General features: G+C 58.3%; 16 protein-coding genes. 13 read left to right on the top strand and 3 right to left on the bottom strand.

Annotated elements, in window-relative coordinates; translation table 11 throughout:
- Positions 1-11: 11 nt before the first annotated feature.
- From ICA15_RS21810 to ICA15_RS21820, 3 genes are all read right to left on the bottom strand, one after another.
- Positions 12-1,328, bottom strand: a complete 1,317-nt coding sequence (locus tag ICA15_RS21810; protein ID WP_210554582.1) for an MFS transporter — start codon at positions 1,326-1,328, stop codon at positions 12-14.
- Positions 1,329-1,640: 312 nt separating this feature from the next.
- Positions 1,641-2,882, bottom strand: coding sequence for a transporter associated domain-containing protein (locus tag ICA15_RS21815; protein WP_210554583.1), 1,242 nt, complete (start codon positions 2,880-2,882; stop codon positions 1,641-1,643).
- A gap of 12 nt (positions 2,883-2,894) precedes the next feature.
- Positions 2,895-3,707, bottom strand: coding sequence for an inner membrane protein YpjD (locus tag ICA15_RS21820; RefSeq protein WP_150603765.1), 813 nt, complete (start codon positions 3,705-3,707; stop codon positions 2,895-2,897).
- Between the two features lie 210 nt (positions 3,708-3,917).
- Here ICA15_RS21820 and ffh point away from each other — a divergent pair, with 210 nt between their 5' ends.
- The 13 genes from ffh (at position 3,918) to ICA15_RS21885 (ending at position 15,492) form a co-directional block, all read left to right on the top strand.
- Positions 3,918-5,294, top strand: a complete 1,377-nt coding sequence (ffh, locus tag ICA15_RS21825) for a signal recognition particle protein (RefSeq protein WP_150617231.1) — start codon at positions 3,918-3,920, stop codon at positions 5,292-5,294.
- A gap of 249 nt (positions 5,295-5,543) precedes the next feature.
- A complete protein-coding gene (gene rpsP, locus ICA15_RS21830) occupies positions 5,544-5,795 on the top strand; it encodes a 30S ribosomal protein S16 (protein ID WP_042557823.1) in 252 nt (83 codons plus the stop codon).
- A gap of 5 nt (positions 5,796-5,800) precedes the next feature.
- A complete protein-coding gene (gene rimM / locus ICA15_RS21835; protein ID WP_210554584.1) occupies positions 5,801-6,337 on the top strand; it encodes a ribosome maturation factor RimM in 537 nt (178 codons plus the stop codon).
- Between the two features lie 2 nt (positions 6,338-6,339).
- Positions 6,340-7,092: a tRNA (guanosine(37)-N1)-methyltransferase TrmD gene (trmD, locus tag ICA15_RS21840; RefSeq protein ID WP_042557825.1), complete on the top strand. Its 753-nt coding sequence runs from the start codon at positions 6,340-6,342 to the stop codon at positions 7,090-7,092.
- 45 nt (positions 7,093-7,137) lie between these two features.
- A complete protein-coding gene (gene rplS / locus ICA15_RS21845; protein WP_003175895.1) occupies positions 7,138-7,488 on the top strand; it encodes a 50S ribosomal protein L19 in 351 nt (116 codons plus the stop codon).
- A 150-nt stretch (positions 7,489-7,638) separates the two neighbouring features.
- Entirely contained in the window at positions 7,639-8,052 is a 414-nt protein-coding gene (locus ICA15_RS21850) for an acyl-CoA thioesterase (protein WP_150603767.1), read from the top strand.
- 69 nt (positions 8,053-8,121) lie between these two features.
- Positions 8,122-9,018 (top strand): site-specific tyrosine recombinase XerD, encoded by an 897-nt coding sequence (gene xerD, locus ICA15_RS21855; protein WP_042557828.1) that lies wholly within the window; start codon positions 8,122-8,124, stop codon positions 9,016-9,018.
- A gap of 326 nt (positions 9,019-9,344) precedes the next feature.
- Positions 9,345-10,076 carry a bifunctional protein-disulfide isomerase/oxidoreductase DsbC gene (dsbC, locus tag ICA15_RS21860; RefSeq protein ID WP_150617232.1) on the top strand — a complete coding sequence of 244 codons (732 nt, stop codon included), beginning with the start codon at positions 9,345-9,347 and terminating at the stop codon, positions 10,074-10,076.
- Between the two features lie 131 nt (positions 10,077-10,207).
- Positions 10,208-11,512, top strand: a complete 1,305-nt coding sequence (locus ICA15_RS21865; protein ID WP_150617233.1) for a homoserine dehydrogenase — start codon at positions 10,208-10,210, stop codon at positions 11,510-11,512.
- Positions 11,513-11,617: 105 nt separating this feature from the next.
- The gene (thrC, locus tag ICA15_RS21870) at positions 11,618-13,027 is read left to right on the top strand and encodes a threonine synthase (RefSeq protein WP_210554585.1); all 1,410 of its coding nucleotides are present in this window, start codon (positions 11,618-11,620) and stop codon (positions 13,025-13,027) included.
- A gap of 120 nt (positions 13,028-13,147) precedes the next feature.
- Positions 13,148-14,521 (top strand): transporter substrate-binding domain-containing protein, encoded by a 1,374-nt coding sequence (locus tag ICA15_RS21875; protein WP_210554586.1) that lies wholly within the window; start codon positions 13,148-13,150, stop codon positions 14,519-14,521.
- A 117-nt stretch (positions 14,522-14,638) separates the two neighbouring features.
- On the top strand, positions 14,639-15,046 hold the full coding sequence (locus tag ICA15_RS21880; protein WP_150617236.1) for a response regulator: 408 nt from the start codon (positions 14,639-14,641) through the stop codon (positions 15,044-15,046).
- Between the two features lie 164 nt (positions 15,047-15,210).
- Positions 15,211-15,492, top strand: a complete 282-nt coding sequence (locus ICA15_RS21885; protein ID WP_150617237.1) for a DUF3509 domain-containing protein — start codon at positions 15,211-15,213, stop codon at positions 15,490-15,492.
- Positions 15,493-15,548: the final 56 nt, after the last annotated feature.

The following is a 15,548-nucleotide window of genomic DNA, read 5'->3' on the forward strand; positions in this document are numbered from 1 at the left end:
ATAGCGGTCTGTCAGGCAATCTGATTCAGGTCGTTATTGCGCGTTTCCTTCAAGCACAGCACCGCGATCAAGCTGATCACCGCCGCTCCCGAAACATACCCGCCGACATAACTCAAACCACCCATCGCCACCAGTTTCTGCGCAAAGAACGGCGCCGCCGAGGCTCCGACAATGCCGCCTAGGTTGTACGCGGCCGACGCGCCGGTATAGCGCACGTGGGTCGGGAACAGTTCCGGCAGCAACGCGCCCATCGGTGCGAACGTCACGCCCATCAAGAACAGTTCGATGCACAGAAACAGCGCCACGCCCCAGGTCGAACCCTGGGTCAGCAGCGGCTCCATCAGAAACCCCGAAAGAATCGCCAGTACACCGCCGATGATCAGCACCGGTTTGCGTCCATAACGATCGCTGGCCCAGGCTGACAGTGGCGTCGCTGCGGCCATGAACAACACGGCAAAACACAGCAGCCCCAAGAACGTCTCGCGGCTGTAACCGAGGGTGGACACGCCGTAGCTCAGGGAAAACACCGTCGAGATATAGAACAGCGCATAACACACCACCATCGCCGCCGCGCCCAACAGGGTCGGCGCCCAATATTGGCTGAACAGTTCGACCAGCGGCAGTTTGACCCGCTCCTGGCGCGCCATGGCGTTGGCGAACACTGGCGTTTCGTGGAGTTTCAGACGTACATACAGACCGACCATCACCAGCGCTGCGCTGAGCAGAAACGGAATGCGCCAGCCCCAACTGCGGAACTGTTCGTCATCCAGCGTCATGGCCAGCGTCAGGAACAGACCATTGGCGGCGAGAAAACCAATCGAAGGGCCGAGTTGCGGAAACATGCCGAACCACGCTCGTTTGCCTTTCGGCGCGTTCTCCGTCGCCAGCAGCGCGGCACCGCCCCATTCGCCGCCCAATCCCAGGCCCTGACCAAAGCGCAGCACACACAACAGAATCGGCGCCCAGGCCCCGATGGTGGCGTAACCCGGCAGCACACCAATCAACGTGGTGCACACGCCCATCAACAGTAGCGAGGCGACCAGTGTCGATTTGCGCCCGATGCGGTCACCGAAGTGACCGAACAGCGCCGAACCCAACGGCCGGGCGAGGAAGGCAATGCCAAAGGTGAGAAACGCCGAAAGCATCTGCGCAGTGCCGGATGTTTGCGGAAAGAACACCGGCCCGATCACCAGTGCGGCAGCCGTGGCGTAGACGTAGAAGTCATAGAACTCGATCGCGGTGCCGATAAAACTCGCCGTGGCTACGCGGGTGGCGGAGTTGGTCGGTTGGGCTGGCGTGGTTTCGCTGAAAGCGGTACTGGTCGTCATGCGGTGATCCCTGACAGTCATGAGCTCCGGTGGAGCGAATTATTATGGTTGAGCACCCAGGGATGTGGGATCAGGCGCGAGCGCTGTTTCGAGTAGGAACAGTCGTCGGAGTGAAGCGGAAATCGTCGAGATCCGTGTAGTGCGGGGTAAGCACAAGGTTCGGCGAGGCTTGGGTAAGCCGGCTGGATTATAGGAAGGTGGCTAACAATCAAACAAGAGTAAAAGATCGCAGCCTTCGGCAGCTCCTACAGGGGACCGCATTCCAAAATGTAGGAGCTGCCGAAGGCTGCGATCTTTTGATCTTTTGATCTTCTATCTGGCAGGCACCAGAGCAGGTACAGAAGAGGTATGCCAGATCAGCACCTTGCTCACCCGGTTCTCCTCGGTCTCGAGAATCTCCAGCCGATAACGCCCGATCTTCAAGCAAACAGCGCTTTCCGGAATGGTCTCCAGCGCCTCGGTTACCAGGCCATTGAGGGTTTTCGGCCCATCGCTGGGCAAGTGCCAGCCCAGGCACTTGTTCAATTCACGGATCGAGGCGGTGCCGTCGATCATCATGCGGCCATCGGCTTGTGGGTGAATGTGCGGATTATCGAGGCTGTGCTCGCTTTCGAATTCGCCGACGATTTCTTCGAGAATGTCTTCCAGCGTGACGATGCCGAGCACTTCGCCGTACTCGTCGACCACCATACCCAGACGTCGCTGCTGCTTGTGGAAGTTGAGCAGTTGCAGCTGCAGCGGTGTGCTTTCGGGCACGAAGTACGGCTCGTAACTGGCGGCTAGCAGCGCTTCGCGGGTCAGGTCGTCATCGTTCAGCAAGTGACGGATCTGCCGGGTGTTGAGCACGGCTTCAACCTGGTTGATATCACTGTGGAACAGCGGCAGGCGCGTGCGCTTGGTGTTGCGCAGTTGTTCGATGATTTCTTCGATCGGGTCGTCGAGGTTGATACCGTCGACGTCACTGCGTGGCACCAGAATGTCGTTGACCGTAATGTTGTCCAGCGCATGGATACCCGACACCGGGTGCGCGCGAACCGGGTGCTCCGGGGCATCGTGACGATCAGTCGGCGCATCGTCTTCGCTTTGCTGCACGACCTGGACTTTGCGCACCAGCGGCGTCAGCAGCAAAGCGCTGATACGGCTGAACAGCCAGGCGAACGGGTAAACGATTTTCAGCGGCACCGCCAGCAGCGAATTGCCAAACGCCAGCACGGCATCCGGATAACGCTGGGCGAGGGAGCGCGGGAAGTAATCGGCAAACACCAGCAATACCGCACCGACACCCAGGCACGCCGCCCACGGGCCGTTTTCTTCACAGAGGAAAATCGCCAGTAGCGTGGCGATCATCACCGCGAGCGCACGGCACAGGGTATTGCAGAGGATCAGGCTGTCGAGCGGGAAGCTCAGCTTCGCCAGCGGTTTATCGCTGGCACGCGAGGCTGTGCGTTGTGCGAGCAGGTGCTGCTGCGCGATTTCGACGGCGGTAAATAGCCCCGACCATAAAACCAGCAGGATAAATACCGCGAGCATCGGCCCTATGGGCAAACCGTCCATTTATGCCGCCCGTCAGATGTGCAGAATGTATTCACGAACCAGTTTGCTGCCGAAGTACGCCAACATCAGCAGGCAGAAACCGGCGAGGGTCCAGCGAATCGCCTTGTGGCCGCGCCACCCCAGACGATTGCGGCCCCACAACAGCACGCTGAAAACGATCCAGGCCAGACACGCCAGCAAGGTCTTGTGCACCAGATGCTGGGCGAACAGGTTCTCGACGAACAGCCAGCCGGAGATCAGCGACAGCGACAGCAGCGTCCAGCCGGCCCAGAGGAAACCGAACAGCAGGCTTTCCATGGTTTGCAGCGGCGGGAAGTTCTTGATCAGCCCGGACGGGTGCTTGTGCTTGAGCTGGTGGTCTTGCACCAGCAGCAGCAAGGCCTGGAACACCGCGATGGTGAACATCCCGTAGGCGAGGATCGACAATAGAATGTGCGCAAGAATACCCGGCTCTTCATCGATGATCTGCACCGTGCCGGCCGGCGCGAACTGCGCCAGCAACACGGTGATCGCACCCAGCGGGAACAGCAGCACCAACAGGTTCTCTACGGGAATCCGCGAGCAGGCGAGCAGTGTCAGGGCGATCACTGCCGCCGCGATGAGACTGGAGGCGCTGAAGAAATCCAGGCCCAGACCGATCGGGGTCAGCAAATGCGTGAGCAGGCTGGCGCTGTGAGCCACCACGGCGAGGACGCCGAGCGTAACCAGCAGGCGCTTGTTCGCCTTGGCGCCGGTGGCCAGACGAGTGCTCTGATAAAGGGTCGCAGCGGCATATAGAAGGGCGGCGGCGAGGGTAGTCAGCAAACTGGGTGACAAGGGGAGCATAAATCCTGTTAGGCAAGCCCGAAAGGGGCTGAGTTTGGCATAGAACCGCCATGACACGAAAGACTCAGGAAGCTGACAGCGAGGTGTCCGCCAGACGCAGTCTTCGCTATAATCCGCGACCTGCCCACGCCGCAGGCTCGCCGAGCACATGTTGATTCCGGTCTGGGCCGCCATTATCCCGGTCTACACAGGGCCTGAAAGGATCGCGCAATGTTTGAAAACTTAACCGACCGTCTCTCGCAGACGCTGCGCCATGTCACCGGCAAGGCGAAGCTGACTGAAGACAATATCAAAGACACCCTGCGTGAAGTGCGCATGGCGTTGCTCGAAGCCGACGTCGCCCTGCCGGTGGTCAAGGACTTCGTCAATTCGGTCAAGGAGCGCGCTGTCGGCACCGAGGTGTCGCGCAGCCTGACGCCGGGCCAGGCGTTCGTGAAGATCGTCCAGGCCGAACTCGAAAGCCTGATGGGCGCAGCCAACGAAGACTTGAACCTGAGCGCCGTGCCGCCCGCCGTCATTCTGATGGCCGGTCTGCAGGGTGCTGGTAAAACCACCACCGCCGGTAAACTTGCGCGCTTCCTTAAAGAGCGCAAGAAGAAGTCGGTCATGGTCGTGTCGGCGGACGTTTATCGTCCTGCTGCTATTAAACAGCTGGAAATGCTGGCCGGTGAAGTCGGTGTCACCTTCTTCCCGTCCGACCTGAGCCAGAAGCCGGTCGACATCGCCGCTGCGGCTATTAAAGAAGCAAAGCTTAAATTCATCGACGTGGTCATCGTCGATACCGCCGGCCGTCTGCACATCGACGAAGAGATGATGGGCGAGATCAAGGCGCTGCACGCCGCGATCAACCCGGTCGAAACCCTGTTCGTGGTCGATGCCATGACCGGTCAGGACGCGGCCAACACGGCCAAGGCCTTCGGCGATGCACTGCCGCTGACCGGTGTGATCCTGACCAAGGTCGACGGCGATGCACGCGGTGGTGCGGCCCTGTCGGTGCGCGCCATCACTGGCAAGCCGATCAAGTTCATCGGTATGGGCGAAAAGAGCGAAGCGCTCGATCCGTTCCACCCTGAGCGTATCGCTTCGCGGATTCTCGGCATGGGCGACGTGCTCAGCCTGATCGAACAGGCTGAAGCGACCCTCGACAAGGACAAGGCCGACAAGCTGGCCAAGAAGCTGAAGAAGGGCAAGGGTTTCGATCTCGAAGACTTCCGCGATCAGCTGCAACAGATGAAAAACATGGGCGGCCTCGGCGGGCTCATGGACAAACTGCCGAGCATCGGCGGCGTCAACCTGTCGCAAATGGGCAATGCCCAGAACGCCGCAGAGAAGCAGTTCAAGCAAATGGAAGCCATCATCAACTCCATGACCCCGGCCGAGCGCCGCGACCCTGAGCTGATCAGCGGTTCGCGCAAGCGCCGGATCGCCATGGGTTCCGGCACTCAGGTGCAGGACATCGGTCGCTTGATCAAGCAGCACAAGCAGATGCAGAAGATGATGAAAAAATTCACCGCCAAAGGCGGAATGGCCAAGATGATGCGCGGCATGGGCGGTATGTTGCCCGGCGGCGGTATGCCGAAAATGTAAAAAACTGGCCGGTCGTCGCACCGGCGCAGGCCCCGCAAGGATGCGGGATCAACAGCAAACCCGCACTTGGCGGGAGCTGACTGGCCGTTTTCAACGACGGCTCTATAGCAAATCTGCATGGCGTCCGATAGGCCGCCGGAAAAAGACATTTGCAAAAGTCCGGATATTCCTTAGAATATGCGGCCTTTCGGGCACCTATTCCCGCTGTGCCTTTAGATTTGCAGCACCGACTACAGGAACGATGTTCACATGCTAACAATCCGTCTTGCCCTTGGCGGCTCCAAAAAGCGCCCGTTTTACCACCTGACCGTAACCGACTCGCGTAACCCGCGTGACGGTTCCCACAAAGAACAGGTTGGTTTCTTCAACCCTGTTGCCCGTGGTCAGGAAATCCGTCTGTCCGTGAACCAAGAGCGCGTAGCCTACTGGCTGAGCGTTGGTGCACAACCTTCTGAGCGTGTTGCTCAGTTGTTGAAGGAAACTGCCAAGGCTGCGGCCTGAGCAATATGAACGCGACGCCTGCTGTTGCCGATGATTTGATCGTTATTGGCAAAATTTATTCTGTTCATGGCGTTCGCGGCGAAGTGAAGGTTTATTCCTTTACTGATCCGACTGAAAACCTGTTGCAGTACAAAACCTGGACGCTCAAGCGCGAAGGTAATGTGAAACAGGTTGAGCTGGTCAGTGGACGCGGGAGCGACAAGTTCCTGGTCGCAAAGCTCAAGGGTCTTGATGATCGTGAAGAAGCTCGTCTTCTGGCCGGTTATGAGATCTGCGTGCCGCGCAACCTGTTCGCTGAATTGACCGACGGTGAGTACTACTGGTACCAACTCGAAGGTCTGAAGGTCATCGACACCCTTGGGCAATTGCTCGGGAAAATCGATCATCTTCTGGAAACCGGCGCCAATGATGTAATGGTAGTCAAGCCTTGCGCTGGCAGCCTGGATGATCGCGAACGCCTGTTGCCCTATACGGAGCAATGCGTGTTGGCAGTCGACCTCGCAGCGGGCGAGATAAAGGTGGATTGGGACGCGGACTTCTAAGCGTGGCTAACTTGCGCGTAGAAGTGATCAGTTTGTTTCCCGAGATGTTTTCCGCCATTGGCGACTACGGCATCACCAGTCGTGCGGTCAAACAGGGGCTCTTGCAGCTGACCTGTTGGAATCCGCGAGATTACACGACGGATCGGCATCACACTGTGGACGATCGCCCGTTTGGCGGTGGTCCGGGCATGGTGATGAAGATCAAGCCCCTGGAAGATGCGCTGGCTCAGGCCAAGGCAGCAGCCGGGGAGGAGGCGAAGGTTATTTACCTGTCCCCCCAAGGCCGTCAACTGAATCAGTCGGCGGTACGCGAGTTGGCACAATCGGATGCATTGATCCTGATTGCCGGCCGCTATGAAGGCATTGACGAGCGCTTTATTGAGGCTCATGTCGATGAAGAGTGGTCGATTGGCGACTATGTACTGTCTGGCGGTGAGCTGCCGGCCATGGTCCTGATCGATGCGGTTACACGGCTGCTGCCTGGAGCTTTAGGGCATGCGGACTCCGCTGAGGAAGATTCCTTTACGGATGGTTTGCTGGATTGCCCGCACTACACCCGACCTGAGGTGTATGCGGATCAGCGTGTTCCCGACGTGTTGCTAAGTGGCAATCACGCGCATATCCGGCGTTGGCGTTTACAGCAGTCCCTTGGTAGGACCTATGAACGACGCGCCGATCTTCTGGAAAGCCGCTCGCTTTCTGGAGAAGAGAAGAAGCTGCTCGAGGAATACATCCGCGAGCGGGACGATAGTTAACAACGTATCGATGGTAGATCAGTTGATTTACCTTAGGAGCACAGCATGACCAACAAAATCATCCTTGCACTCGAAGCAGAGCAGATGACCAAAGAAATCCCTACCTTTGCCCCAGGCGACACCATTGTCGTTCAGGTGAAAGTGAAGGAAGGCGATCGTTCCCGTCTGCAAGCGTTCGAAGGCGTTGTTATCGCCAAGCGTAATCGCGGCGTGAACAGTGCGTTCACCGTACGTAAAATCTCCAACGGTGTTGGCGTAGAACGTACTTTCCAGACCTACTCCCCGCAGATCGACAGCATGGCTGTCAAACGTCGCGGTGACGTACGTAAAGCCAAGCTGTACTACCTGCGCGACCTGTCGGGCAAAGCAGCTCGCATCAAGGAAAAACTGGCTTAAGTCCAGCTTCCGATGCAGAAAAAAGCAGCCTTCGGGCTGCTTTTTTGTTGTCCGAAATTCACCAAATCCCCCCTGTAGGAGCTGCCGAAGGCTGCGATCTGTTGATCTTGCTTTTCATTCGGAAGCCCGTCACACAAGAGCAGTAACCCCATGACCCCGCGCGACCAGGAAATCGAACGCCGCACCGAACTCTCGGTGACCCGCGTAACCAAAGCCGTCTTTCCGCCGACCACCAACCACCACAACACTCTGTTCGGCGGCACTGCGCTGGCATGGATGGATGAAGTGTCGTTCATCACCGCCACGCGTTTCTGCCGCTTGCCACTGGTGACCGTGTCCACTGACCGCATCGACTTCAATCATGCGATCCCGGCGGGCTCGATCGTTGAGCTGGTGGGGAAGGTGATCAAGGTCGGCAACACCAGCCTCAAGGTCGAGGTAGAAGTGTTTGTTGAAAGCATGAGCTGCGACGGTCGCGAGAAAGCGATTCATGGCCAGTTCAGCTTTGTCGCCATTGATGATGACAAGCGACCGGTGCCGGTGCTTCCGGGATTTGCCGGCTGAGTGTTCCGTGATCGATTGCTCTGTGAAAGACTGTCGACCACCCGCAGTTGCTGCCTGACTTGAGCCTTTATGCCTGCCATCGACCATCCGCAGATTGACCAATTCCTCGACGCTTTATGGCTTGAAAAAGGCCTGTCCGATAACACCCGCGATGCCTACCGCAGCGATCTGGCGCTGTTCAACGGCTGGCTGCAGGAAAAGAACCTGGAGCTGATCAACGCCGGTCGTGAGCTCATTCTCGATCATCTGTCCTGGCGCCTGGAGCAGAACTACAAGCCACGCTCTACTGCCAGATTTCTCTCCGGCGTGCGTGGCTTTTATCGGTATTTGCTGCGAGAAAAGATCATCACCGTTGACCCGACGTTACGCATCGACATGCCCCAACTGGGTAGGCCGCTGCCCAAGTCGCTGTCGGAAGCGGACGTCGAGGCGCTGCTGAAGGCGCCGGATCTGAGCGAAGCCATCGGCCAGCGCGACCGCGCCATGCTTGAGGTGCTTTATGCCTGTGGTCTGCGGGTCACCGAGTTGATCAGTCTGACGCTCGAACAGGTCAATCTGCGTCAGGGCGTTTTGCGGGTGATGGGCAAGGGCAGCAAGGAGCGGCTGGTGCCGATGGGCGAGGAGGCGATTGTCTGGGTCGAGCGTTACATGCGGGACGGTCGCAGCGAGTTGCTCGGCGGCCGGCCCAGTGACGTGCTGTTTCCCAGTCAGCGGGGTGAGCAGATGACTCGTCAGACCTTCTGGCACCGGATCAAGCATCAGGCCAAGGTCGCGGGGATCGGCAAGTCGCTGTCGCCGCACACCTTGCGGCATGCGTTCGCCACCCATTTGCTCAACCATGGCGCGGATTTGCGCGTGGTGCAGATGTTGCTCGGGCACAGCGATCTGTCGACCACGCAGATCTACACCCACGTCGCCCGCGCTCGATTGCAGGACCTGCACGCCAAACACCACCCAAGAGGCTGATGCAGGTTCCAATGTTGGAATGCTGACCTGTGGTGAGGGGATTTATCCCCGTTCGGCGACGAAGTCGTCGCAAAACCAGTCAACGCGGTTTGCCTGACTGAATGATGGCGGATGGTTTTGGCGCTGCTTCGCAACCCATCGGGGATAAATCCCCTCGCCACGCTGAGGATTGCCAATCGAGCATCACAGTTTCTCTGGCATCCAGCGCATTCGGCCACCGTGACCTTATGTGTTAGGCTTTGCCGGTTTGCACGATGGACGGTTATGACCCGGTGTTTCGGCACGGGCGTTCTGATCGATCCATTTGTCCGCCTTCAGGAGTTCTCATGCGTCTGACCCAGATTTTCGCCGCCGCAGCCATTGCGTTGGTCAGTACCTTTGCCGTCGCCGATGACGCGGCCAACAAAGCCATTCGTCAAAGTCTCGAAAAACTCGAACTCGAGGTTCCGGTAGAAAGCATCAACGCCAGCCCGCTGCCAGGCATGTATGAAGTCAAGCTCAAGGGCAGTCGCGTGCTGTACGCCAGCGCCGACGGCCAGTACATCGTTCAGGGCTATCTGTTTCAGCTCAAGGACGGCAAGCCGGTCAACCTGACCGAGAAGACCGAGCGTCTCGGCGTCTCCAAACTGGTCAACGCCATTCCGGTTGCCGAAACCGTGGTGTACCCGGCCGTGGGCGAAACCAAATCGCACATCACCGTATTCACCGACACCACCTGCCCGTACTGCCACAAACTGCACGCCGAAGTGCCTGAGCTGAACAAGCGCGGCATTGAAGTGCGTTATGTGGCGTTCCCGCGTCAGGGCCTCGGTTCGCCGGGCGACGAGCAACTGCAAGCCGTGTGGTGCTCGAAAGACAAGAAAGCCGCCATGGACAAAATGGTCGATGGCAAGGAAATCAAGGCCGCCAAGTGCGAGAACCCGGTTTCCAAACAGTTCGCGCTCGGTCAGTCGATTGGCGTGAATGGCACACCGGCCATCGTTTTGGCTGACGGACAAGTCATTCCGGGCTACCAGCCGGCGCCACAAGTCGCCAAACTGGCGCTGGGCGTCAAGTAATTCGCATCGTCACGGTCAGCCTTTGACGATCATGGTCCGGTGGCAGCATCGCCGGGCCATTAATAGAGAACCGCGAGCACGCGGTTGTTTTCCGGCCGACCCTGCGTCGGCCGTTTTATGGGGAGTTCACAGTGAATCCGGTCAAAGTAGGCATCTGTGGGTTAGGGACCGTCGGTGGCGGTACCTTCAACGTACTTCAGCGCAACGCCGAGGAAATTGCTCGTCGTGCCGGGCGTGGGATCGAAGTGGCACAAATTGCCATGCGCACGCCAAAGCCTCAGTTCCAGACGACCGGTATTGCGATTACCAACGATGTCTTCGAAGTGGCCACGAACCCTGAGATCGACATCGTCATAGAGCTGGTGGGCGGCTACACCGTTGCCCGCGAGCTGGTACTCAAGGCCATCGAGAATGGCAAGCATGTGGTCACCGCGAACAAGGCTCTGATTGCCGTTCACGGTAATGAAATTTTCGCCAAGGCACGCGAGAAAGGCGTGATCGTGGCGTTCGAAGCGGCAGTGGCCGGTGGCATTCCGGTGATCAAGGCGATCCGTGAAGGCCTGTCCGCCAACCGCATCAACTGGGTCGCCGGGATCATCAACGGCACGGGCAACTTCATCCTCACCGAAATGCGTGAGAAGGGTCGCACCTTCGAAGACGTGCTGGCCGAAGCTCAGGCACTGGGTTACGCCGAAGCCGATCCGACTTTCGACGTTGAAGGCATCGACGCGGCGCACAAGCTGACGATTCTGGCCTCCATCGCGTTCGGCATTCCGCTGCAATTCGACAAGGCTTACACCGAAGGCATCACCAAGCTGACCACGGCTGACGTCAACTACGCCGAAGCGCTGGGCTATCGCATCAAGCACCTCGGCGTGGCGCGCAGCACTGACGCCGGCATTGAGTTGCGTGTACACCCGACGCTGATCCCGGCCGATCGTCTGATCGCTAACGTCAACGGCGTGATGAACGCGGTGATGGTCAACGGCGACGCTGCCGGTTCGACCTTGTTCTACGGTGCTGGCGCTGGCATGGAGCCGACGGCTTCGTCGGTGATCGCCGACCTCGTGGACGTGGTTCGCGCCATGACCTCCGACCCGGAAAACCGCGTACCGCATCTGGCCTTCCAGCCGGATTCGCTGTCGGCCCATCCGATTTTGCCGATCGAAGCCTGCGAAAGCGCCTACTACCTGCGTATTCAGGCCAAGGACCATCCGGGCGTTCTCGCTCAGGTGGCGAGCATCCTCTCGGAGCGCGGCATCAACATCGAGTCGATCATGCAGAAGGAAGTCGAGGAACACGACGGTCTGGTGCCGATGATCCTGCTGACCCACCGTGTGGTGGAAAAGCGTATCAACGATGCGATCGCCGCTCTCGAGGCCCTTGCCGGCGTGGACGGTCCGGTTGTGCGGATCCGCGTCGAACACTTGAATTAACAGCAGCGGCAAGTTTCAAGCTTCAAGCTGCAAGTAAAAGCAGAACCGCTTTCCACTTGTAGCTTGCAGCTCACAGCTTGTAGCTCAAACCGAAGGTTTGCCCCTATGCGTTATATCAGTACCCGCGGCCAGGCACCGGCCCTGAATTTCGAAGACGTCCTGCTGGCAGGTCTTGCCACCGACGGCGGTCTGTACGTCCCGGAAGTCCTGCCCCGTTTCACTCAGGAAGAAATCGCTTCCTGGGCTGGCCTGCCTTATCACGAGCTGGCCTTTCGGGTTATGCGACCGTTCGTGACCGGCAGTATTCCGGACGCCGATTTCAAAAAAATTCTTGAAGAAACCTACGGGGTGTTCTCGCACAGCGCCGTCGCGCCGCTGCGTCAGTTGAACGGCAACGAATGGGTGCTCGAGCTGTTCCACGGCCCGACCCTGGCGTTCAAGGACTTCGCCCTGCAACTGCTCGGTCGTCTGCTCGACTATGTGCTGGAAAAGCGTGGCGAGCGCGTGGTGATCGTCGGTGCCACCTCGGGTGATACCGGTTCGGCTGCCATTGAAGGCTGCAAACACTGCGAAAACGTCGACATCTTCATCCTGCACCCACACAACCGTGTGTCCGAAGTGCAGCGTCGCCAGATGACCACGATTTTCGGCGAGAACATCCACAACATCGCTATTGAAGGCAACTTCGACGACTGCCAGGAAATGGTCAAGGCCAGCTTCGCCGACCAGAGCTTCCTCAAAGGCACCCGTCTGGTGGCAGTGAACTCGATCAACTGGGCGCGGATCATGGCCCAGATCGTTTACTACTTCCACGCATCGCTTCAATTGGGTGGCCCGGCGCGTTCGGTATCGTTCTCGGTGCCAACTGGCAACTTCGGCGACATCTTCGCCGGTTACCTGGCGCGCAACATGGGCCTGCCGATCAACCAGTTGATCGTCGCCACCAACCGCAACGACATCCTGCACCGCTTCATGAGCGGCAATCAGTACGTCAAGGAAACCCTGCACGCGACATTGTCGCCGTCGATGGACATCATGGTCTCGTCGAACTTCGAGCGCCTGCTGTTCGACCTGCACGGTCGCAACGGTGCAGCGATTGCCGGGCTGATGGATTCGTTCAAGCAGGGCGGTGGTTTCAGCGTCGAGCAAGAGCGCTGGACCGAAGCACGCAAACTGTTCGACTCGTTGGCTGTCGACGATGCCCAGACTTGTGAAACCATTGCCGAAGTTTACGAGCAGACCGGTGAACTGCTGGATCCGCACACGGCCATCGGTGTCAAAGCCGCGCGCGAGTGCCGTCGCAGCCTGGACATCCCGATGGTCATTTTGGGCACTGCCCATCCGGTGAAATTCCCGGACGCGGTGGAGAAGGCCGGTGTAGGAAAAGCTCTCGAGCTACCTGCACATCTTTCTGATTTGTTTGAGCGAAATGAGCGCAGCACCGTTCTGCCGAACGACCTGAAAGCCGTGCAGGCCTTTGTCAGCCAGCATGGCAACCGCGGCAAGCCACTTTAAGCCCGCGAAAGCTGTCACATTTTGAAGCCCGTCTCCTGACGGGCTTTTTTGTTTCTACTGCCACACTGCTCGGGTTTTCACCCACGAAGGACGGGTGAGTCGATCACGAAGGATGTGGCAATGCTGTTTTATAGAGGTTTGAAACCGGCACTGGTTTGCCTGGTCTTTTTCGGGGTGCTGGGACTGATGCACTGCAGTGTGGCGGCGCAATTGGCACTGCAAGAAAACGCCGAGGTGTCTGGCGTCCAGCCTGTCGAGCTGGATGCACGTGAGCGCCAATGGATTCGCGACAACCCCAAGGTGACGGTGGCGTCGGTGCAGTACCCGTTGTATCTGTTTCAGGATGAACATGGGCACTGGAGCGGTTTGAACATTGATGTGCTCAAGCGCGTCACTGCGATGACCGGTCTGCGATTTGAGCATCACGAGTCGTTTTCTACCGAGCAAATGCTCGAGCGCCTCGAGAGTGGGCAGGCTGACATGAGTACCACTCTGGCCATGAGCGATGAGCGCAAAGTGTTTCTGGATTTCAGTCACGCATTTGGCGGCGCAGGATGGGTGTTTGTCGGCCGCGCTGGAGCACCATCGGTCGAGTCTCTGGAGCAACTGGCCAAACGGGTGCTGGTGCTACCGGCCAGGCACGCACTGGAGGACATGATCCGCCGCGATTACCCGTCGATCCAGATTCGCTCGGTCAAGACTTACGCCGAAGCGCGAGCATTGGTCGAGAGCGGTGAGGCCGACGCAACCATCGAAAACGAAATCGGTGCGCAGCTTTATCCATTGGGTCTGCTCAAGGTCGGCGCTCTGGTGGAGGGCAAGTGGGAGGCTGATCACCTGGCAATACGCAAGGGCATGCCCGAACTCTTGAGTATTCTCAACAAGGCGCTGGAGGCGTTTCCCGCGGCCGAACTGCGCGCCATTCAACTGAAGTGGCTAGAGGGTATTTCCCTGGCTCCGGTGCCTTCGCTCTGGCAACGGATAATTGAGTGGGGCTGTTGGGCAACGGTAGTCCTTGGCGTGTTTGGACTGCTCTCGCTGGTGTGGAATCGACGGCTGACGGTGGTGATCAAGCAGCGGCGGGCGGCCGAGAAAGACCTTGGCGATCAATTGGCCTTTCAGCATGCGCTGATCGATTCCATGCCCGATCCCGTATTCGTCCGTGATCTGCAAGGGCGCTTGATTATGTGCAACCGCAGTTACGAGGAGGCGTTTTCGGTTCGGCTGGATCAGAATCAGGGGCGGCTGTTGATCGAAATTGATGCCTTGCCCGAAGCGACGGCGTTGATGCTGCACGGCGAGTTCATGGTGCAGTTGCGCACACGCAAGTCATGCTTCATCAAACGGCATTTGCAGCTCAAGAACGGTCGCCGCGAGATCTATCAGTGGACGGTGCCGTTCTACAGTGCCGACGGAAATTTGCGTGGTTTGCTGGGCGGCTGGACGGACATTACTCAGCGTCGGATGGAAAGTGGGTGCCGATGTCAGCATTGAAGATCGGAAATGTCCTATACGACGCGGCTACTTTTCCGATGGGAGGCTTAAGACGGCTGCCCTAGAGTGGACGATAAATGCGGTGAGAGTCCGCGATTGTCGCTCCAGAGGTCGCCCATGCGCTCGCTTAAAGTCCTGATTCTTGAACCCGATCCGTTTCAGATGATGGCATTGCATCAAATGCTCAATGCCATCGGCATATACAACGTACTCACCGCGCCGTCGCTGGCAGCGGCCTTGTGTTCGCTGGGGCATCGCGGTGCAGTCGATATCGCCATTTGCGATCCACAGCTCAAGGGCGGCCATGGCCTGGCCTTGATCCAGCATCTGGCGGTGCAGCGTGAGGCGCGTGCGCTGATTCTATTGGGTACGGTCGCACCGAGTCTGCTGAGCGATCTTGAGCCGTTGTTGAGCAAACATCGATTGCGACTGTTGGGACGTCTGCAAACGCCGGTATCGGCGGTATTGATGAGAGGGCTGCTGGACAGCTACCTGATCGCCTCTATGCAACCTGTTGAGGTCTGATGCGTACGGTTATTTTTCTGTCACCTTCGCCGTGCATGCTCTGACAGACCGGTGACACTCCAATGCTTGCGACCGGAATACAGAACTTTCTTCTCGGGCCGATTGTCATTTAATGTAGACATGCCCCAGACACAATGTTTTCGGACTATTGAGTGGAGATCGAGATGGAAAGTATCAGTCTATTGCTCGGTGAGGCTCTGAGCCCGTATCAGGTTTCGTTGTCTCCAAACGGTGCTCATGGCGAATGCCTGGTGAGCTTGAAGAACAGCAGCGGCGCAATTGTGGTGGAACGCGAATTCAATCAGGCGCAGCTGACCGACAAGCGTCAGTTGACCGATGTTGTCGACGGCTTGCACCGTGACATCCTGATTGCCGAAGGACGCCTGGAACCCTGCGTGATCGCGGCCTTGCGCAATGCAGCTCTGGACAAACGTCCTGTGCTCTAAAGATGAATTATTTTTTGTGGGAACCTTCCTGCATCCCTGTCAGTCAGACCCCGTAA

This window comes from Pseudomonas sp. P116 (assembly GCF_020149425.1).
GTDB lineage: Bacteria > Pseudomonadota > Gammaproteobacteria > Pseudomonadales > Pseudomonadaceae > Aquipseudomonas > Aquipseudomonas anatoliensis.

Excerpts from the sequence above, each read along its gene's own strand:
- rpsP (WP_042557823.1), top strand. The coding sequence starts at position 5,544 with ATGCTAACAATCCGTCTTGCCCTTGGCGGCTCCAAAAAGCGCCCGTTT.
- ffh (WP_150617231.1), top strand. The coding sequence starts at position 3,918 with ATGTTTGAAAACTTAACCGACCGTCTCTCGCAGACGCTGCGCCATGTC.
- rimM (WP_210554584.1), top strand. The coding sequence starts at position 5,801 with ATGAACGCGACGCCTGCTGTTGCCGATGATTTGATCGTTATTGGCAAA.
- ICA15_RS21880 (WP_150617236.1), top strand. The coding sequence starts at position 14,639 with ATGCGCTCGCTTAAAGTCCTGATTCTTGAACCCGATCCGTTTCAGATG.
- xerD (WP_042557828.1), top strand. The coding sequence starts at position 8,122 with ATGCCTGCCATCGACCATCCGCAGATTGACCAATTCCTCGACGCTTTA.
- ICA15_RS21815 (WP_210554583.1), bottom strand. The coding sequence starts at position 2,882 with ATGGACGGTTTGCCCATAGGGCCGATGCTCGCGGTATTTATCCTGCTG.
- ICA15_RS21875 (WP_210554586.1), top strand. The coding sequence starts at position 13,148 with ATGCTGTTTTATAGAGGTTTGAAACCGGCACTGGTTTGCCTGGTCTTT.
- thrC (WP_210554585.1), top strand. The coding sequence starts at position 11,618 with ATGCGTTATATCAGTACCCGCGGCCAGGCACCGGCCCTGAATTTCGAA.
- rplS (WP_003175895.1), top strand. The coding sequence starts at position 7,138 with ATGACCAACAAAATCATCCTTGCACTCGAAGCAGAGCAGATGACCAAA.
- ICA15_RS21850 (WP_150603767.1), top strand. The coding sequence starts at position 7,639 with ATGACCCCGCGCGACCAGGAAATCGAACGCCGCACCGAACTCTCGGTG.
- ICA15_RS21810 (WP_210554582.1), bottom strand. The coding sequence starts at position 1,328 with ATGACGACCAGTACCGCTTTCAGCGAAACCACGCCAGCCCAACCGACC.
- ICA15_RS21820 (WP_150603765.1), bottom strand. The coding sequence starts at position 3,707 with ATGCTCCCCTTGTCACCCAGTTTGCTGACTACCCTCGCCGCCGCCCTT.
- ICA15_RS21885 (WP_150617237.1), top strand. The coding sequence starts at position 15,211 with ATGGAAAGTATCAGTCTATTGCTCGGTGAGGCTCTGAGCCCGTATCAG.
- dsbC (WP_150617232.1), top strand. The coding sequence starts at position 9,345 with ATGCGTCTGACCCAGATTTTCGCCGCCGCAGCCATTGCGTTGGTCAGT.